This window comes from Kitasatospora sp. NPDC034023 (assembly GCF_055575795.1).
Map to the genome: position 1 here is coordinate 274539 of NZ_JBVIRY010000006.1, position 18111 is coordinate 292649.

The 18111-nt window shown below is 73.0% G+C and carries 14 protein-coding genes and 1 riboswitch; of the genes, 3 read left to right on the top strand and 11 right to left on the bottom strand.

Annotated features, from left to right (window positions below; genetic code table 11):
- Window positions 1-3: 3 nt before the first annotated feature.
- The 4 genes from cobO to ACZ52R_RS12335 are packed head-to-tail and all read right to left on the bottom strand — an operon-like array spanning window position 4 to window position 5248.
- Window positions 4-609 (bottom strand): cob(I)yrinic acid a,c-diamide adenosyltransferase, encoded by a 606-nt coding sequence (gene cobO / locus ACZ52R_RS12320; protein WP_360499581.1) that lies wholly within the window; start codon window positions 607-609, stop codon window positions 4-6.
- Window positions 610-612: 3 nt separating this feature from the next.
- The gene (locus ACZ52R_RS12325; RefSeq protein ID WP_465753428.1) at window positions 613-2730 is read right to left on the bottom strand and encodes a putative cobaltochelatase; all 2118 of its coding nucleotides are present in this window, start codon (window positions 2728-2730) and stop codon (window positions 613-615) included.
- Window positions 2727-4265 (bottom strand): cobyric acid synthase, encoded by a 1539-nt coding sequence (locus ACZ52R_RS12330; RefSeq protein WP_465621083.1) that lies wholly within the window; start codon window positions 4263-4265, stop codon window positions 2727-2729. The genes ACZ52R_RS12325 and ACZ52R_RS12330 overlap by 4 nt, the downstream gene beginning before the upstream one ends.
- Window positions 4262-5248 carry a cobalamin biosynthesis protein gene (locus ACZ52R_RS12335; RefSeq protein WP_465662646.1) on the bottom strand — a complete coding sequence of 329 codons (987 nt, stop codon included), beginning with the start codon at window positions 5246-5248 and terminating at the stop codon, window positions 4262-4264. Before ACZ52R_RS12335 ends, ACZ52R_RS12330 begins: the two co-directional genes overlap by 4 nt.
- A 153-nt stretch (window positions 5249-5401) precedes the next feature.
- Window positions 5402-5533: riboswitch (cobalamin riboswitch) on the bottom strand.
- Window positions 5534-5730: 197 nt separating this feature from the next.
- Between ACZ52R_RS12335 and ACZ52R_RS12340 the strand changes: the two genes are divergently transcribed.
- From ACZ52R_RS12340 to ACZ52R_RS12350, 3 genes are all read left to right on the top strand, one after another.
- Complete coding sequence (locus ACZ52R_RS12340; RefSeq protein WP_465753429.1) at window positions 5731-6414, top strand: helix-turn-helix domain-containing protein; 684 nt, start codon at window positions 5731-5733, stop codon at window positions 6412-6414.
- A gap of 125 nt (window positions 6415-6539) precedes the next feature.
- Window positions 6540-7676, top strand: coding sequence for an alpha/beta hydrolase family protein (locus tag ACZ52R_RS12345; RefSeq protein WP_465753430.1), 1137 nt, complete (start codon window positions 6540-6542; stop codon window positions 7674-7676).
- 578 nt (window positions 7677-8254) lie between these two features.
- Entirely contained in the window at window positions 8255-9577 is a 1323-nt protein-coding gene (locus tag ACZ52R_RS12350; RefSeq protein WP_360499593.1) for a hypothetical protein, read from the top strand.
- A gap of 87 nt (window positions 9578-9664) precedes the next feature.
- On the opposite strand, the gene ACZ52R_RS12355 is transcribed toward ACZ52R_RS12350, so the two are convergent.
- The 7 genes from ACZ52R_RS12355 to ccrA form a co-directional block, all read right to left on the bottom strand.
- Window positions 9665-10543 carry a CDP-alcohol phosphatidyltransferase family protein gene (locus ACZ52R_RS12355; protein ID WP_030059975.1) on the bottom strand — a complete coding sequence of 293 codons (879 nt, stop codon included), beginning with the start codon at window positions 10541-10543 and terminating at the stop codon, window positions 9665-9667.
- Window positions 10530-11222: a phosphatidylserine decarboxylase gene (locus ACZ52R_RS12360; protein WP_465621092.1), complete on the bottom strand. Its 693-nt coding sequence runs from the start codon at window positions 11220-11222 to the stop codon at window positions 10530-10532. The genes ACZ52R_RS12355 and ACZ52R_RS12360 overlap by 14 nt, the downstream gene beginning before the upstream one ends.
- A gap of 489 nt (window positions 11223-11711) precedes the next feature.
- Window positions 11712-12914 (bottom strand): acyl-CoA dehydrogenase family protein, encoded by a 1203-nt coding sequence (locus ACZ52R_RS12365; RefSeq protein WP_360499597.1) that lies wholly within the window; start codon window positions 12912-12914, stop codon window positions 11712-11714.
- Between the two features lie 141 nt (window positions 12915-13055).
- Window positions 13056-13559 (bottom strand): MaoC family dehydratase, encoded by a 504-nt coding sequence (locus tag ACZ52R_RS12370; RefSeq protein WP_360499599.1) that lies wholly within the window; start codon window positions 13557-13559, stop codon window positions 13056-13058.
- A gap of 3 nt (window positions 13560-13562) precedes the next feature.
- The gene (locus ACZ52R_RS12375; RefSeq protein ID WP_360499601.1) at window positions 13563-14525 is read right to left on the bottom strand and encodes an HpcH/HpaI aldolase/citrate lyase family protein; all 963 of its coding nucleotides are present in this window, start codon (window positions 14523-14525) and stop codon (window positions 13563-13565) included.
- A gap of 43 nt (window positions 14526-14568) precedes the next feature.
- Entirely contained in the window at window positions 14569-16617 is a 2049-nt protein-coding gene (locus ACZ52R_RS12380) for a protein meaA (RefSeq protein ID WP_465753431.1), read from the bottom strand.
- Between the two features lie 10 nt (window positions 16618-16627).
- Entirely contained in the window at window positions 16628-17965 is a 1338-nt protein-coding gene (gene ccrA / locus ACZ52R_RS12385; protein WP_360499605.1) for a crotonyl-CoA carboxylase/reductase, read from the bottom strand.
- Between the last annotated feature and the right edge of the window lie 146 nt (window positions 17966-18111).

The window sequence follows — 18111 nt, forward strand, 5'->3', positions numbered from 1 at the left end:
GGTCTACCACTCGATACCGCGCTGGCCCTTGCGGCCGGCGTCCATGGGGTGCTTCACCTTGGTCATCTCGGTGACCAGGTCGGCGAAACCGGTCAGCGCCTCGGGCGCGTACCGGCCGGTGATGACGACGTGCTGGCTGCCCGGGCGGTCCTTGAGCACGGCCACCACCTCGTCGGCGTCGATCCACCCCCAGTGCATCGGGTAGGTGAACTCGTCGAGCACGTAGAAGCGGTAGGTCTCGGCCGCGAGGTCGCGCTTGACCTGCTCCCAGCCCTCCTTGGCCGCCTCCTCGCTGGTCATCTCCTGTTCGGCGGAGCGCTGGATCCAGGACCAGCCGGAGCCCATCTTGTGCCAGTCGACGGTGCCGCCCTCGCCGGAGGCGCCGAGCACGCGCAGCGCGTTCTCCTCGCCGACCTTCCACTTGGCGGACTTCACGAACTGGAACACCCCGACCGGCCAGCCCTGGTTCCAGGCCCGCAGCGCCATGCCGAAGGCGGCCGTGGACTTGCCCTTGCCGGGGCCGGTGTGCACGGCGGTGATCGGCTGCGTACGGCGCTGACGGGTCGTCAGGCCGTCGTCGGGAACGCTCTCGGGGACGCCCTTGGGCATGGGTCAGGCCGCCTTTCGCATGGTTGTCGCGAGGTTGTCGCGGACGGTCGAGGAACGGTTGTCCCCGCGGTTCTCGCGGACGAGCGAGGCCACGCCCTCGGCGCGCAGCTCGTCCAGGCTGACGGCGGTGCCGCCGAGCTGCCCGGCCAGGGTGCGGGCCAGGCCCAGCCGGACCGGGCCGGACTCGCAGTCCAGCACCACGTTCGCCGTGCCCTGCGCGGCGAACAGCGCGGCCGCGCGGTGGGAGCGGGCGAGCGCGTCGCGGCCACCGGTGGCCCGGCCGTCGGTCACCACGACCAGCAGCGGGCGGCGGCTCGGGTCGCGCAGCCGCTCGACCCGCAGCACCTCGTGGGCCCGCAGCAGCCCCTCGGCCAGCGGGGTCCGTCCGCCGGTGGGCAGCGACTCCAGCCGGGCCGCGCCGACCTCCACGGAGGAGGTGGGCGGCAGCGCCAGCTCGGCGCCGGCGCCGCGGAAAGTGATCATGCCGATCTTGTCGCGCCGCTGGTAGGCGTCCATCAGCAGTGACAGCACGGCGCCCTTGACGGCGGTCATCCGTTGCCGGGCGGCCATCGAGCCCGAGGCGTCGACCACGAACAGCACCAGGTTGGACTCCCGGCCCTGGCGCACCTGTTCGCGGAAGTCGTCCTTCCGCAGCACCAGCGCCCGGCCGCTGCGTCCGCGTGCCGCCTGGTGCGGCGCGGCGGCCTGCAGGGTCGCGGTCAGGTGCAGCCGGCCGAGCGCGCCCTGCGGGCGGCGGGCGCGGATGGTGTGCCCGCCGGTGGTCTCGGCGGGGGAGCGGCGGCCCTGGGCGCCGTGGCCGGTGCCGCGGACGGTGAACAGCTTGGTCCGGTACGGGTCCCCGGCCGCGGCCGGCGTCGACTCCCGTGCGGGGGCCGGGTGTTGGGTCGGGACCGGCGACTGTGGCTGGTCGTCCCCGCCGGTCGTGGACGCCTCCGGGGCGCCGCCGTCGGAGGGCTCGGGCGCCCCGCCGCCGTCCGGACCACCGCCGTCCGGGCCGCCCTCGGGGTCGGGGCCGTCGCCGTCCGGCCCCGGGCCGTCGCCCTCGGGCTCGGGGTCGGGCTCGGGGTCGGGCTCGGGGTCGTCCCCCTGGGCGTGCTCCTCCAGCGTCCGGTCCAGCTGCTCCTCGTCCAGCCCCGGCGCGTCGAAGGGGTTGCGGCGGCGCCGGTGCGGCAGCGCCAGCTGGGCGGCCTTGCGGACATCCTCCTCCAGCACCTCGGTGCGCCCGTCCCAGGCGGCGAGCGCGACGGCGGTGCGGGCCATCACGATGTCCGCGCGCAGGCCGTCCACCTCGAACGCGGCACACACGGCGGTGATCTGACGAAGCGCCACCTCGGTCAGCTCGACCTTGGGCAGCAACTCCCGTGCGGCGGTGATGCGTTCGGCGAGTGCCCGCTCCTCCTCGGCGAACCGCGCGGCGAAGCCGGCCGGGTCGGCGTCGTAGGCGAGCCGGCGGCGGACCACGTCGGCGCGCTCGGCCGGGTCCCGGGTGGCGGCGATCTCGACGGTCAGGCCGAACCGGTCGAGCAGCTGCGGCCGCAGCTCGCCCTCCTCCGGGTTCATCGTGCCGACCAGCAGGAACCGGGCCGCGTGCCGCACCGACACGCCCTCGCGCTCGACGTACGAGCGGCCCATCGCGGCGGCGTCCAGCAGCAGGTCCACCACGTGGTCCTGGAGCAGGTTCACCTCGTCGATGTAGAGCACGCCGCGGTGTGCCTTGGCGAGCAGCCCGGGCTCGTACGCCTTGACGCCCTCGGCCAGCGCGCGCTCCAGGTCGAGCGAGCCGACGATCCGGTCCTCGGCCACGCCGACCGGCAACTCGACCAGCTGGGACGGCCGTTCGTGGCTCCCGGCGGCGGAGTGCGGCCCGTCCGGGCACTGCGGGTCGGGCGCGGCCGGGTCGCAGGCGAAGCGGCAGCCGTCCACGGCGGCGATGGACGGCAGCAGGCCGGCCAGCGCGCGCACCATGGTCGACTTCGCGGTGCCCTTCTCGCCGCGGACCAGCACGCCACCCACGGCCGGGGAGACCGCGTTCAGCAGCAGCCCCAGCCGCAGGTCGGCCATGCCGACGATCGCGGTGAACGGATAGCGGACGTCAGTCATGCGTCACTCCCAGGTGCCCCGGGCGCCAGGAACGGCAGCGATCCGGCCGCCGGCACCCCGCCCTCGATCAGCTTCCACAGCGCGTCGGTGTCCGCGTGTTCCTCGATCAGGTCGCCCAGCCGGTCCAGCCGGGCCTCGCGCGCCTCGGCGAAGGAGGTGTCCGGCGCCGGGACGAACGCCCGGCCCGCCAACTCGGCGACCTCGCGCAGGAGTTCGCGACGGAAGTCGTCGTTCTCCAGCACGCCGTGCCAGGTCGTGCCCCAGACCGAGCCCACCCGGCAGCCGTCCAGACTCTGCCCTCGGCCATCGGAGACGAACGCCTGGCCCCCCTCCACGGCCACCACCCCGTGGTGGATCTCGTAGCCCTCGACCCGGTGCCCGAACGCCTCGCCGACCGGCCGCGCCAGCACCTTCTCGGCGCCGAACCGCACCTGCGTCGGCAGCAGGCCGAGCCCGTCGACGGCGCCCGCCTTGGACTCCACCTCGTCGACGATCCCGCGCGCCAGCATCTGGTAGCCGCCGCACACCCCGAGAACCGGCAGCCCGGCCGCCGCCCGCGCCTTCAGCGCCGGCTCCAGGCCGCGCTCGCGCAGCCAGGCGAGGTCCGCCACGGTGGCCCGGGTGCCGGGCAGCACCACCAGGTCGGCGTCGGCCAGCTCCTCGGGTCTGGTGGCCCAGCGCACCAGCACGCCCGGCTCCTGCGCCAGCGCGTCCAGGTCGGTGAAGTTGGACAGCCGGGGGAAGCGCACCACGGCCACCCGCAGCACGTCCGCCCCGAGCGGCCCGCGCCCGTCGACCCGGTCCACCACCGTCGACAGGTCCAGCGAGTCCTCGGCGTCCAGCCACAGTCCGGGCAGCATCGGCAGGGTGCCCAGCACCGGACGGCCGGTCAGCTCGTGCAGCATCTCCAGCCCGGGCGCCAGCAGCCGCGCGTCGCCGCGGAACTTGTTGACGAACCAGCCGGCCACGTGCCGCTGGTCCTCCGCCGACAGCAGCGCCAGCGTCCCGTACATCGCCGCGAACACGCCGCCGCGGTCGATGTCCCCGACCACCACCACCGGCAGCCCGGCGGCCGTGGCCAGGCCCATGTTGGCGATGTCGCGGTCGCGCAGGTTGATCTCGGCGGGCGAGCCGGCGCCCTCGCAGACGACCACGTCGTAGCGGCGGCGCAGGTCGGCCAGGCACTCCAGGGCGCGCTCCAGCAGGACGGGCTTGCGCTCGCGGTAGTCCAGCGCACCCACCTCGGCGACCGGCCTGCCCAGCAGCACCACCTGGCTGCGGCCGTCCGCGCCGGGCTTCAGCAGCACCGGGTTCATCGCCGCCTCCGGCTCCACCCGGGCGGCCTGCGCCTGCATCGCCTGGGCCCGCCCGATCTCGGCGCCGTCGGCGGTGACGAAGGAGTTCAACGACATGTTCTGCGCCTTGTACGGCGCGACCCGCACACCCTGGCGGGCCAGCCAGCGGCAGATGCCGGCCGTCACCACGCTCTTGCCCGCGTCCGAGGTCGTCCCGGCGACCAGCAGCGCGTTGCTCATGCCCCACCCCTCCTCTTACCGAACGCCCTGATCACGAGATGCCCCGCGACCGTCGTACCCAGTGCCAGCGCGCCCACCCGCCGGGAGAGCGCGCAGGCCCGCTCGATGTCGTCCACCGTCACCGGCCGCAGCTCCGCGCCCAGCACCGGACGGTGCTCCACGCGCTCGCCGTACTGCAGCGTGCCGCCCAGCCGCACGCCCACCGCCCCGGCGAACGCCGACTCCGCCTGGCCCGCGTTCGGGCTCGGGTGCGAGGAGCCGTCGCGCCGCCAGACCCGCCAGGCCGTCCGGGGCTGCGGGGCGGCGGCCACCGTCAGCAGTGCGGTCAGCCGGGCGCCCGGCCAGCCCGCCACGTCGTCCAGCCGGGCCGAGGCCCAGCCGAACCGGGCGTAGCGCGGCGAACGGTGTCCCACCATGGCGTCCAGGGTGTTCACCGCACGGAACGCCAGCAGCCCGGGCGTGCCCGCCAGGGCACCCCAGGCCAGCGCGTTCACCACGGCGTCGGCGGTGTTCTCGGCCACCGACTCGACCACCGCGCGGGCGATCTGCTGCCCGTCCAGCGCGCTCGGATCCCGCCCGCACAGGTGCGGCAGCCGCTCCCGCGCGGCCCGCAGGTCGCCGTCCTTCAGCGAGCGGCCGATGGCGCGGGCCTCCCGGGTGAGCGAGGTGCCGCCGAGGACCGTCCAGGTCGCGGCCGCCGCCAGCGCCGCCCGGCCCAGCGGGCGCCGGCCCACCGTACGGTCCAGGGCGAGCGCGCCCGCCGCGACCGCGCCCACGCACAGCGCCGTGTACCCGGCCCCGGCCGTACGGTCGTCGCGCCACAGGCGCCGCTCCAGCCGGGTCGCCGCGCTGCCGAAGACGGCCACCGGGTGGCCCCGGCGCGGGTCGGCGAAGCGGGCGTCGGCGGCGTAGCCCGCGACGGCGCCCAGTGCGAACGCGGCGGCGCGGGCCAGGGGGCGTCCGGTCGCAGGACGGACGGTCACAGGACGAACGCCGGAAGGGGGCTGATCGGAAGACAACTCATCGGGAGACAGCTCGGCGGAAGGCCGCTCGGAGTCCGGTGGGGCGGGGCAGCCTGCATCGCGTGCGTGTCCTCACTCAGGGTCCGCGCCCTGGATCGACGTAGCGGGGGCGAGAGTCTCCTGGCTTCCGGGTCGGACACACCCCCGGGGCCTTCCAGCGGCTTCTGACGGCCCGCCGTGGCGATCATTCCGAGCGTGCTCCCCGGTGACAGTGGCGGGACCGCGCCGGACTCGCACCGGCTTCCTCTCCATGCCTCCGATTGGCCCCAGGATCCCATCACGCGGCCGAACCGGGAGTCAACCGAGGTCACGGAGGGGTTGGTCACACCGGGCACCGCCCCGACGCGCTGTGGGATCGCCCAGCGGAGCACCGCCCCCGGACCGGCCGCTTCGTGGGTTCGGTCGCTGGGGCGCACCGCGGTCCGCGCCTACCGTTCGGTGGCATGCGTCGCAGAAAGACCCCCACTGTCCCGCCTCCGGTGCCGTTCTCCCCCGCGGCCGCCCGCGCCCACCGGGCCGGCCTCGGCCTGACCCCCGAGCAGGTCGCGGAGGGCATGGCCGCGCACGGCGTCCGGCTGCTGCCCGCCCACGTCCTCGCCTGGGAGGCCGGCGAGCTGCGCCCCAGCGAACCGGAGTTCGTCGCCCTCGCCCGCGCCCTCTGGTGCCCCGCCGCCCAGCTGATGGACACCCGCCCGGTACGGCTGCGCGACCACCGCGTCGCCCGTGAACTCGGCCAGGCCGCCGTCGCCGACCGCACCGGCACCGTCCTCGCCACCTACCGGCAGGCCGAACTGACCGGCCAATGGGACGGCGACGAGGAACAGACCCGCGCCCTCGCCGAGGTCCTCGACCTGACCCTGCCCGAGCTCGTGGAGGCCACCGGCCGCCGGGAGGCCCTCGGCCAGCTCCTCCGCCAGTGCGTCGCGGGCCGCTGGCAACCCCGCCTCCGCGCCCTCGCCCGCATCGTCCCGGCCCCCGCCGACACCCTCGCCGCCGCTCTCACCGTCCTCCACCAGGAACACCACGTCCCCACCCACTGGGGCGCCACCACCCGCGCCGCCCCACCCCCCACCACCGACTCCCTCACCCCCCGCTTCTGGCACCTCCTCGACGCCGCCACGGACTGACCCCGCGCCCCGACGCCGGACCCCGTCCCCGCGCCCCGACCCCGCGCCGAGTGACCCGGACGGCCCAGCCCGGTGGCCGGGCGGCCGGGGCGCCGGTGGACTGGTGCACGAACACCGTCCGGTCCGTGACCAACAGAGCGGGGATCGATATGCGCTGGGGAACCGCCGCCGTCGTGGCGGCCGCCGCCGTCGGAGCCGGGGCCGTCGTCCTGGTGATCGGCCGCCGGGCCTCCGAGCGGATGGTCCGCCCGGTCACGGCCGTGCAGGAGTCCGGGCCGGTCCTGGTCCGCGGCCTCGGCGTCGGGCGGATCACCTTCAGCCGCAGCCCCGAGAGCCTGCGTCCCGGCCGCTGGGCGGTCGAGTGGGACGACGGCGGCCACGCGGTCGTCGAGGAGGTCCTGCACAGCGACGAGGAGGGCGTCACCCGTCGGCTGGTCCGCGCCGACCGGGGCACCCTCGTCCCCGGCGCCGAGGTCCGCTTCACCCCGCGCGTCCACGTCGGCGACCCCACCCGGGCGCTCGGCCTCGCCTACACCGAGACCGCGGTCGACGGCGAACTCGGCGCCCTCCCCGCCTGGTATCTCGACGGCAAGCGCGGCACGTGGGTGATCCTCGTCCACGGCCCCGAGGCCGACCGCCAGCAGACCCTTCCGGTCCTGCCCGTCCTCGACCGTCTCGGCCTGCCCGCCCTCGCCGTCACCTACCGCGGCGACGAGGGCGCCCCGGCCTCCGCGGACGGGTACAGCCACTTCGGCGAGACCGAGTGGCGTGACGTCGAGGCGGCGGTACGGCTGGCGCTCGCCCACGGTGCGGGTCGGGTGATCCTCTACGGCTGGTCGGTCGGCGCCACGATGGTCCTGCAGACGGCGGCCCGCTCCGCCTGGGCGTACGCCGTCAGCGGCCTGATCCTCGACTCGCCGGTCCTCGACCTGCCGGCCACCGCCCGCGGCGACGCCGAACGGCTGGGCGTCCGGGGTGCGGCCGTCGAACTCGGCGCCCTCGCCGCCCAGGGCCGCACCGGCGTCGACCTCGCCGACTTCTCCCGCATCGCCGAGGGAGCCGACCTGCGCGTCCCGACCCTCCTCCTGCACAGTCCGGCCGACCGGGTCTCCCCGTTCCGCAGTGCCGAGCGCCTCGCCGCCGCCCGCCCCGACGTGGTCGGCCTCCAGCCCTTCCCCGGCGCCGACCACGGCACCCTCTGGAACTCCGCCCCCGACCACTACACCGAACTCCTCCGTCGCTGGCTCACCCCGCTCCTCTGACCGGGAGCCACCGCCCGTGCGGAGCGCGGGAAGTCGGACCCGCCGACTTCTCGTGCTCCAAGATCGGCCCGTCCCGCGCGCCCATCCGTCCGGATCCGGGCTCGACAGCCCTGCCGCCCGCCGACGGCTTCGGCGCGGCCCGCAGCGGTCGCCGCGCAGTGAGGGGCACATTTTTGGCCCCGCACACCACCCTCCCCCTCACGTTCCGTGACCGCTCGAACGGCCGCAGCAACCGTCGCGACTGACCTGGCATGAGCAGGTCACATGTTTCCGGCCAGGCGGTTTGCCTCTGTTGCCCGATCTTGCGGAGGTGTCGCCACCGGGCGCCCGGTCGTACGGACAACCGGATGTGACAGAAGGCCGGTACAAGGGGAAGACTGCTCGACGTGACGTCTCGGAACCCGCGCGACCGTGATGCCCCGCTCCCGCCTCCGATCGGTACCGGTGCGACGGTGACCCGTCTCCCCGGTACGGCCCACCGGCCAGCCGGTGGCAGGCCGAGCGGGGCGGTTGTACCCCGTAACGGCGTACCCCGGCGACGGGGACCCGCGCCGGCGCCCGGACGGGGCCGGGTTCCCGTGCCGGAGGGCTTTCCGGCGCCGGCCGAGCTGGCGCCGCTGGCCCGCCGGATGCTGGTGGACGCCGTCCGGATCGCCCGCTGGGCCGGGGAGCTGCCGGAGATCGACAAGCGTGGCGAGCTGCTCCCGGAGGACGCCCGTGCGGCGGGCCGGGCGCTGGCCATGACGGTCGGTGCCGCCGCCAAGGCCTGGGGGCAGGCGCTCCTGGTGGGCCTGGTGGAGGCCCGGGACACCGGGGCCGGTCCGGGCTGGCGCCTGCACGCCTGGGAGCACGACGACGAGGCCGTGGTGCGCGGCTGGTCGGCGCTGTTCGACGCCTGGACCCTGCTCGCCCCGGTGCCGCCCGCCGCGCTGCGCGGGGTGTTCGCCGTACTGGCCGGGCAGGCCGTGGACCAGGCTCCGCAGCTGCTCTCCTTCCTGCACCTGGTGGACGGTCCGGTGGCCGAGAGCGAGCTGCTGGAGCTGCTGCGCCGTGGCCTGGACGAGCGCCGGGTCGGCGGGGCCGGCGGTCCGGGCCTGTCGCCCGTGCCGCACGCGGCCTCCGCGGTGTCCGCGGTCCGCGGCACCTGCCGGGAGCCGCAGATCGACACCCCGGCCTCGCCCTCGGACGTGGCCGCCGTCCTGGACTGGATGCTGGACGGCCTGGCGGCCGTCGGCGCCCTGACGCGCAGGAACGAGGCCGCCGAGCTGTCGCCGCTCGGCCACTGGGCGGTGCGGGCGAAGCTGGAGGAGATCTGCACGGTCGCGCAGACCGCGGCCGGGCACATCGAGCAGAGCGCTTTCGAGCTGCTGAACGCCTGTGCGGACTACTCGCCGGGCCCGGCCCGCGCCGAGTACCGCGCCTGGGTGGCGGCCCGTCCGGCGGACCGGGCGGTGGCCGAGCTGCTGGAGGCGGCACGGGGCGACGACGCGCTGGTGCGCGGGCTGGCATTCGAGGCGCTGCGGGTGGCCGGAGGGCCGGCCGAGCAGGCGGTGCGGGCGGCGGTGGACGCGCCGGTGCTGCGCCCGTACGCGCTGCTGTGGCTGGCGGAGCGCGCGGACGAGGGGGTTTCCCCGGCGGACGTGCTGGGCGCGGACGACGCGGCCTGGCTCTGGGTGGACACGGCGGCGGCGGTGCTCGACCACGGCGAGACGGAGCTGCTGGTGGGCCATGTCGAGGGTGCCTCGGCGGGCGACCCGGTGCGGCTGTTCGCCCGGGCCCGGCAGTCCGGGCACCCGAGGGCGGCCTCGGTGCTGACGGCGGTCTCGGGCGTGCACCCGGACCCGGGGGTGGCGCGGGCGGCTCGCCGTTCGGCCTTCAGCGTCCACACCGGCGGGGCGTAGCCACCGCGGGCTCGCTGGAACGGAGCACGGCGAAGGGCCCGGAACCGATCGGTTCCGGGCCCTTCCGCGTGGGTCGAACGAGCGGCCTCAGCCGAGCCGCGACTCCGCCCGCCGGGCGCGGACGTCGCCGACCTTCTGCCCCACCTTGCGGCGGATGACCAGCAGCGGCGCCATCGCGGCGAGCGTGATCTGGGCGAACGCGCCGACGTGCATCAGCGCGTCGCCGCCGGGCAGGCCGGTGGCCCAGGCGGCCAGGCAGCCGATGGAGACCACGATCCAGCAGAGCGTGGCGGTGGCCAGCAGCCCCTGCGGCTTCGGGTACTCGATCCGGCTGACCATCAGGTACGCGGCGCCGAAGATGGCGAGCAGACCGGGCAGGAACGGCGGGTCGAGCAGCACGATGGCGATGACCGTCATCGCGCCCATCGGGCAGGGCATGCCCTGGAACACCCCGGGCCGCATCTTGACGGCCGAGAAGCGGGCCAGCCGCAGGACGACCGCGAGCAGCACGGTGATCGCGATGAGCGCCGAGAGCTTGCTGTTGGAGCCCTGGGAGACCATGCCCCAGACCGCGACGAAGTAGGCCGGCGCGATGCCGAAGCTGATCAGGTCCGCCAGGTTGTCCAGTTCCGCTCCGAGGGCGGAGGAGCGCAGCTTGCGCGCCACCAGGCCGTCGAAGAGGTCGCACATGGAGCCGATCAGCAGCAGCGTGACCGCGGTGGCGGCGCTGTGCCGGTCCGGAGCGGCGTCCGGGTTGGTGATGTGCGGGACAAGGACCCCGGTGGTGATCGAGTAGATCGCCAGGAAGCCGCAGACGGCGTTCCCCAGGGTCAGGAAGTCGGCGGTGGACAGGTGCTGGGGAGAGCGCGGGGCGCGCAGCTCGCGGTCGCGCGCCCAGCGGCGGCGGCGCAGGGCCGTCTCCTCGTCGTCCAGGCCGACGATTGTCTCAGGATCAGTCACGGTCAAGGCGCGTCACCCCGGCTGTGGTCTTCTGGCCGACCTCGACGCCGACCTCGACGCCGGCCGGCAGGTAGGTGTCGACCCGGGACCCGAACCGGATCAGGCCGATCCGGTCGCCCTGCTCGACCTTGGTTCCGGCGGCCACGTACGGCACGATGCGGCGGGCCACGGCCCCCGCGATCTGGACCATCTCGATGTCGCCGAGCTCGGTGTCGAAGTGCCAGACGACCCGCTCGTTCTGGTCGCTGTCCTTGTTGAACGCGGGGACGAAGCCGCCCGCGACGTGCTCGACCGACGTCACCGTGCCCGGCAGGGGCGCGCGGTTGACGTGGACGTTGAGCGGGCTCATGAAGATCGCGACCCGGGTGCGGCCGTCCGGCCAGGCGTCGATGCTCTGCACCACGCCGTCGGCGGGGGAGATCACTCTGCCCGTGGCGATCTCACGCTCGGGGTCGCGGAAGAACCACAGCATGCCCGCGCTGAGCGCACAGGCGGGAACCGCCGCCAGGGCCCACTTGCCGCTGCGCCGGGTGAGGGCGGTGGTCACGGCGGCCGTGGCGAGGGTGGGGACGAACCAGGGGGTGGCTCCGCGCGCGATGGTCACGCGGGGTCGCCGACCGGCCGCCGGGGCTGCGAGGGCATCGCGGTCCGTGACGGAAGTGCGAGGGGACGGGCTGATGGGCATCGAAGACCTTTGTCGCGGGGGATCATGGCCGCTGGACGGGGGCCACCGCGGGATCGGTAATAGAAGGGACGGCTTGCTGTCCCGGTGGATGCTATCGGGAGCACACGGTGGGTGGGCAACCCGCCTGCTCGTTCATGTGTCCGGTGGGAGCGCGTGTGCGCGTCCCACCTCTACGACCGTAGCTCGCCCCGGTCCGGTTCCCAAGGGACCTGACAGAGCTGGTGAGACTTGTCTCAAGAGGTGCCCCGGCGGAACCCGGTGGGGGAAACGGCCGTAGTGGCCGGAAGAAGGTGTGCGGAAGCGGCCGCCGGGCGTGTTGTCGCAGCTGTACGCCCTGCGGCCGCTTCCGGAGGGCCGTGCCGGACCCAGGCGGACCAGGCCGGGTCCGTGACGGGGCACGGCGCTCCGCCGGGACGGACCCGCACGCCCGTCGACCGGCGGTTCGAGGGGGCCGCCCGCGACGTGGTCCGTCGGCGGGCGGCCCGGGGATCACTCGGCGATCCGGTACTCCTCCAGGAGCCGGCGTCCGACGATCATCTTCTGGATCTCCGCAGTACCTTCACCGATGAGCAGCATCGGGGCCTCGCGGTAGAGGCGCTCGATCTCGTACTCCTTGGAGAAGCCGTAGCCGCCGTGGATGCGGAAGGCGTCCTCGACGACCTCCTTGCAGTACTCGGAGGCGAGGTACTTGGCCATGCCGGCCTCGAGGTCGTTGCGCTCGCCGCTGTCCTTCTTGCGGGCGGCCATGACCATCATCTGGTGGGCGGCCTCGACCTTGGTGGCCATCTCGGCGAGCTTGAACTGGATGGCCTGGTGCTCGGCGATCTTCTTGCCGAAGGTGGAGCGCTGCTGGGCGTAGGAGATGCCCAGCTCGAAGGCGCGGCGGGCGACGCCGCAGCCGCGGGCGGCGACGTTGACGCGGCCGACCTCGACGCCGTCCATCATCTGGTAGAAGCCGCGGCCCGGGACGCCGCCGAGGACGCGGTCGGCCGGGATCCGGACGTCCTGCAGCACCAGCTCGGTGGTGTCGACGCCCTTGTAGCCCATCTTCTCGATCTTGCCGGGCACGGTCAGGCCGGGAACCGAGGGGTTCGGGCCGAAACCGGCCTCCTTCTCGATGAGGAAGGTGGTCATGTTCTTGTACGGGCTGCTGCCGCCCTCGTCGGTCTTGCAGAGGACCGCGACGAGGGTGGAGGTGCCGCCGTTGGTGAGCCACATCTTCTGGCCGTTGAGGACGTAGAACTCCCCGTCCTTGACGCCCTTGGTGGAGATGGCCGAAACATCGGAGCCGAGGCCGGGCTCGGACATCGAGAAGGCGCCGCGGATTTCGCCGGCGGCCATCTTCGGCAGGAAGTAGTCCTTCTGTTCCTGGGTGCCGTGGGCGTTGATCATGTGCGCCACGATGAAGTGGGTGTTGACGATGCCGGAGACCGACATCCAGCCGCGGGCGATCTCCTCGACCACCAGGGCGTAGGTGAGCAGCGACTCGCCGAGGCCGCCGAACTCCTCGGGGATGGTGAGCCCGAAGAGGCCGAGCTGCTTCATGCCCTCGACGATGGCGGTCGGGTACTCGTCCTTGTGCTCCAGCTCGGTCGCGACCGGAATGATCTCCTTGTCGACGAAATCCCGCACGGTGGCGAGGATGTCCCGCTGGATCTCGGTGAGGCCGTCGGTCTGTGCGAGGCGTCCCATCGTGCGGCTCCGGAAAGGTCTAAGAGGGCGGGGGGGGGATTGCGGGGGCCCTGCCGGCGTGGCAGCAGGGCCCCCGTTACCGGGTGGGGGTCGGCCGATGACGGCGGCCTGCCCGTCCGGGGTCTCCAGGGGAGAGGGGAGTCAGGAGAGCGGGGTCGGGCGGCCGGGCTGCTCGCCGCCCCGCTCCTTGATGTACGTCTCGGTCGGCACCATCACCTTGCGGCGGAAGATGCAGACGACCGTGCCGTCCTGCTTGTACCCCTTGGTCTCGACGTAGACGATGCCGCGGTCGTCCTTGGACTTGGACGGCCACTTGTCGAGCACGGTGGTCTCGCCGTAGATGGTGTCGCCGTGGAAGGTCGGCGCGATGTGGCGCAGCGACTCGATCTCCAGGTTGGCGATCGCCTTGCCGGAGACGTCCGGGACGGACATGCCGAGCAGCAGCGAGTAGACGTAGTTGCCCACGACGACGTTCTTGCCGAAGTCCGTCGTCTTCTCCGCATAGTTGGTGTCCATGTGGAGCGGGTGGTGGTTCATGGTGAGCAGGCAGAAGAGGTGGTCGTCGTACTCGGTGACCGTCTTGCCGGGCCAGTGCTTGTAGACCGCGCCGACCTCGAACTCCTCGTAGGTGCGTCCGAACTGCATGGCTCAGGCCTCCGGGATCTCGAACTTGGTGGTGCGCTCCATGCCCGCGGCCCGGCCCTTGCCGGAGATGACCAGGGCCATCTTGCGGCTGGCCTCGTCGATCATCTCGTCGCCGAGCATCGCGGAGCCCTTGGCGCCACCCGCCTCGGAGGTGCAGTAGTCGTAGGCGTCGAGGATCAGCTCGGCGTGGTCGTAGTCCTCCTGCGAGGGCGAGTAGATCTCGTTCGCGGCGGCGACCTGGTCCGGGTGGAGCACCCACTTGCCGTCGAAGCCGAGGGCGGCGGAGCGGCCGGCGACCTCGCGGTAGCCCTCCTGGTTGCGGATCTGCAGGTACGGGCCGTCGATCGCCTGCAGGTCGTTGGCGCGGGCGGCCATCAGGATGCGCATCAGGATGTAGTGGTAGGCGTCGGCCGGGTAGCCGGGCGGCTGCTGGCCGACGACCAGGGACTTCATGTTGATGGAGGCCATGAAGTCGGCGGGGCCGAAGATGATGGTCTCCAGCCGGGGCGAGGCCTCGGCGATGGCGTCGACGTTGATCAGGCCCTTGGCGTTCTCGATCTGCGCCTCGATGCCGATCTTGCCGACCTCGAAGCCCATGGTCTTCTCGATCTGGGTGAGCAGGAGGTCGAGGGCCTTGACCTGCTCGGCGTCCTGGACCTTGGGCAGCATGATGCAGTCGAGGTTGGGGCCGGCGCCCTCGACGACGGTGATCACGTCGCGGTAGGTCCAGTGCGTCGTCCAGTCGTTGACCCGGACGACCTTGGTCTTGTTTCCCCAGTCGCCGTTGTTCAGGGCGTCGACGATGGTGTGGCGGGCGCTCTCCTTGACCAGCGGGGCGCAGGCGTCCTCGAGGTCGAGGAAGACCTGGTCGGCCGGGAGGCCCTGGGCCTTCTCCAGGAAGCGCGGGTTGCTGCCCGGTACGGCGAGGCAGGAGCGGCGCGGGCGCAGGCGGTTCACGTTCGTCATGAGGGTGGGTCTGTTCCTTCCCAGTGGTCAGCTGGTCAGCTGGTCAGTTCGTGGCCGAGGTCGGTGCGGGCGTCCACGGCTGGAGCTTGTTGGCGAGCCGGATCTCGTCCACGATCCGGCCGATGATGGTCGTGATGCCGAAGTCCTTCGGGGTGAACACGGCGGCGACGCCGGCGGCCTTGAGGGCCTCGCCGTCCGCTGCCGGGATGATGCCACCCACGATCACCGGGACATCCTGCACCCCGGCGCGGTTCAGGCGCTTCAGGACGTCGGGCACCAGCTCGCAGTGCGCGCCGGAGAGGATCGACAGGCCCACGCAGTGGACGTCCTCCGCGACGGCGGCGGAGACGATCTGCTCCGGGGTCAGCCGGATGCCCTGGTAGACCACCTCGAACCCGGCGTCGCGGGCCCGGACGGCGATCTGCTCGGCGCCGTTGGAGTGCCCGTCCAGGCCGGGCTTGCCGACCAGCAGGCGCAGCTTGCCGGCGCCCAGTTCCGCGGCGGTCGCGGCGACCGCGGCGCGGACCTGCTCCAGCTCCCCGCCGGGCTCGGCGGCGACCGCGACGGGCGCGCCGCCGACGCCGGTGGGGGCGCGGTACTCGCCGAAGACCTCGCGCAGGGCGAAGGACCACTCGCCGGTGGTGACGCCGGCCCGGGCGCAGGCGAGCGTGGCCGGCATCAGGTTGGCCTCGGTGGCGGCGACGGCCTTGAGCTCGGCCAGCGACTCCTGGACGGCGACCTCGTCGCGCTGTCCGCGCCAGGCCTCCAGGGCGGCGAGCACGGACTGCTCGGAGGCCGGGTCGACGACCATGATCGCGGTGTCGAGGTCGGCGGTGAGCGGGCTCGGCTCGGTGGTGTCGAAGCAGTTGACCCCGATGATCTTGTCCTCGCCGGACTCGATCCGGGCCCGGCGGGCGGCGTGCGAGGCGACCAGGTTGGACTTCAGGTAGCCGGACTCCACAGCCGGGATGATGCCTCGGTTGCCGGCCTTGACGCCCATCTCCAGCACCTTGGCGATCTCGGCCTCCGCGCCGGCCAGCAGCTCGGCGGTCTTGGTCTCGATCACCTCGGAGCCGTTGAAGATGTCGCCGTACTCCAGCAGGTCCGACTCGTACGCCAGCACCTGCTGGATCCGCAGCGACCACTGCTGGTCCCACGGGCGGGGCAGGCCGAGCGCCTCGTTCCAGGCGGGCAGCTGGACGGCCCGGGCGCGGGCGTCCTTGGAGAGGGTGACGGCCAGCATCTCCAGGACGATCCGCTGGACGTTGTTCTCCGGCTGGGCCTCGGTCAGGCCGAGGGAGTTGACCTGGACGCCGTAGCGGAAGCGGCGCTGCTTGGGGTCCGTCACGCCGTAGCGCTCCAGGGTGACATTCTCCCACAGCCGGGCGAAGGCGCGCATCTTGCACATCTCCTCGACGAAGCGCACGCCGGCGTTCACGAAGAAGGAGATCCGGGCGACCACGTCGCCCATCCGCTCGGCGGGCACCTGGCCGGAGTCGCGGACGGCGTCGAGCACCGAGATGGCGGTGCACATCGCGTACGCGATCTCCTGGACGGGCGTGGCCCCGGCCTCCTGCAGGTGGTAGCTGCAGATGTTGATCGGGTTCCACTTGGGGATGTTGCCGACCGTGTAGGCGATCATGTCGGTGATCAGCCGCACCGACGGGCCGGGCGGGAAGACGTGCGTCCCGCGCGACAGGTACTCCTTGACGATGTCGTTCTGGGTGGTGCCGGTGAGCTTGGCGATGTCGGCGCCCTGCTCCTCGGCGACCACCTGGTAGAGCGCCAGCAGCCACATCGCGGTGGCGTTGATCGTCATGGAGGTGTTGGTCTGCTCGAGCGGGATGCCGTCGAACAGGGCGCGCATGTCGCCGACGTGGCCGACCGGGACGCCGACCCGGCCCACCTCGCCGCGGGCGAGGATGTGGTCGGAGTCGTAGCCGGTCTGGGTCGGCAGGTCGAAGGCGACGGACAGGCCGGTCTGGCCCTTCGCCAGGTTCCGCCGGTAGAGCGCGTTGGAGTCGCTCGCGGTGGAGTGGCCGGCGTAGGTACGCATCAGCCAGGGCCGGTCCCGCTTCTGGGGTTCGGTCATCGGATCGGTCTCACACGTTCCGGAAGCGGTTGATGGCGGGCAGGTGCTTCTCGCGGAGCTCCCGGTCGCGCACGCCGAGGCCCTCCTCGGGGGCCAGGCAGAGCACGCCGACCTTGCCCTGGTGCTTGTTGTGGTGCACGTCGAGGGCGGCCTGGCCGGTCTCCTCCAGGGAGTAGACCTTGGACAGGGTCGGGTGGATCTTGCCCTTGGCGACCAGGCGGTTGGCCTCGAAGGCCTCGCGGTAGTTCGCGAAGTGCGAGCCGACGATGCGCTTGAGCGACATCCACAGGTAGCGGTTGTCGTACTGGTGCATGTAGCCGGAGGTGGAGGCGCAGGTGACGATGGTGCCGCCCTTGCGGGTGACGTACACCGAGGCGCCGAAGGTCTCGCGGCCCGGGTGCTCGAAGACGATGTCGACGTCCTCGCCGCCGGTGAACTCGCGGATCTTGGAGCCCAGGCGCTTCCACTCGCGCGGGTCCTGGTTGTTCTCGTCCTTCCAGAACCGGTAGCCCTCGGCGGAGCGGTCGATGATCGCCTCGGCGCCCATGGCGCGGCAGATGTCCGCCTTGGCCTCGCTGGAGACCACGCAGATCGGGGTGGCGCCGCCGGCCAGCGCGTACTGGGTGGCGTACGAGCCGAGGCCGCCGCTGGCGCCCCAGATCAGCACGTTGTCGCCCTGCTTCATGCCGGCACCGTTGCGCGAGACCAGCTGGCGGTAGGCGGTGGAGTTGACCAGGCCGGGGGAGGCGGCCTCCTCCCAGGTGAGGTGCTTCGGCTTGGGCAGCAGCTGGTTGGTCTTCACCAGCGCGACCTGGGCCAGGCCGCCGAAGTTGGTCTCGAAGCCCCAGATGCGCTGCTCCGGGTCCATCATCGTGTCGTTGTGGCCGTCCGGGGACTCCAGTTCGACCGAGAGGCAGTGCGCGACGACCTCGTCGCCGGGCTTCCAGGCGTTGACCCCGGCGCCGGTGCGCAGCACGACGCCCGCGAGGTCGGAACCGAGGACGTGGTACGGCAGGTCGTGGCGCTTGGTGAGCGGGGACAGCCGGCCGTAGCGCTCCAGGAAGCCGAAGGTGGAGACCGGCTCGAAGATCGAGCTCCAGACGGTGTTGTAGTTCACCGAGCTGGCCATGACGGCGACCAGGGCCTCGCCCGGGCCCAGCTCGGGCAGGGCGACCTCGTCGAGGTGAAGGGACTTGCGAGGGTCCTTGTCGCGGCTGTCGAGGCCGGCGAACATCTGCTCCTCGTCCTTGTGGAGCGTCACCGCTCGGTAGGACTCGGGGAGCTTGATCGCTGCGAAGTCCGCCGACGTGCTGTCGGTGCTGAGGATCGCGTCGAGGATTTCCTGCATGGCTGCCTCCGAAGGCGTACCTGTGTGAGGGTCACAGGGCGTCTGGGGGAACCGGGAGCGGACACCGGCTTCGCTGAGTTGGGTGGTGGGCGGGTCAGGCTGGGCGCCCGGTGTGGACCGGGCCGGGCTGGCACTGCTCCCGGGGT

Excerpts from the sequence above, each read along its gene's own strand:
- cobO (WP_360499581.1), bottom strand. The coding sequence starts at position 609 with ATGCCCAAGGGCGTCCCCGAGAGCGTTCCCGACGACGGCCTGACGACC.
- ACZ52R_RS12325 (WP_465753428.1), bottom strand. The coding sequence starts at position 2,730 with ATGACTGACGTCCGCTATCCGTTCACCGCGATCGTCGGCATGGCCGAC.
- ACZ52R_RS12330 (WP_465621083.1), bottom strand. The coding sequence starts at position 4,265 with ATGAGCAACGCGCTGCTGGTCGCCGGGACGACCTCGGACGCGGGCAAG.
- ACZ52R_RS12340 (WP_465753429.1), top strand. The coding sequence starts at position 5,731 with ATGCGTCGCAGAAAGACCCCCACTGTCCCGCCTCCGGTGCCGTTCTCC.
- ACZ52R_RS12360 (WP_465621092.1), bottom strand. The coding sequence starts at position 11,222 with ATGCCCATCAGCCCGTCCCCTCGCACTTCCGTCACGGACCGCGATGCC.
- ACZ52R_RS12365 (WP_360499597.1), bottom strand. The coding sequence starts at position 12,914 with ATGGGACGCCTCGCACAGACCGACGGCCTCACCGAGATCCAGCGGGAC.
- ACZ52R_RS12370 (WP_360499599.1), bottom strand. The coding sequence starts at position 13,559 with ATGCAGTTCGGACGCACCTACGAGGAGTTCGAGGTCGGCGCGGTCTAC.
- ACZ52R_RS12375 (WP_360499601.1), bottom strand. The coding sequence starts at position 14,525 with ATGACGAACGTGAACCGCCTGCGCCCGCGCCGCTCCTGCCTCGCCGTA.
- ACZ52R_RS12380 (WP_465753431.1), bottom strand. The coding sequence starts at position 16,617 with ATGACCGAACCCCAGAAGCGGGACCGGCCCTGGCTGATGCGTACCTAC.
- ccrA (WP_360499605.1), bottom strand. The coding sequence starts at position 17,965 with ATGCAGGAAATCCTCGACGCGATCCTCAGCACCGACAGCACGTCGGCG.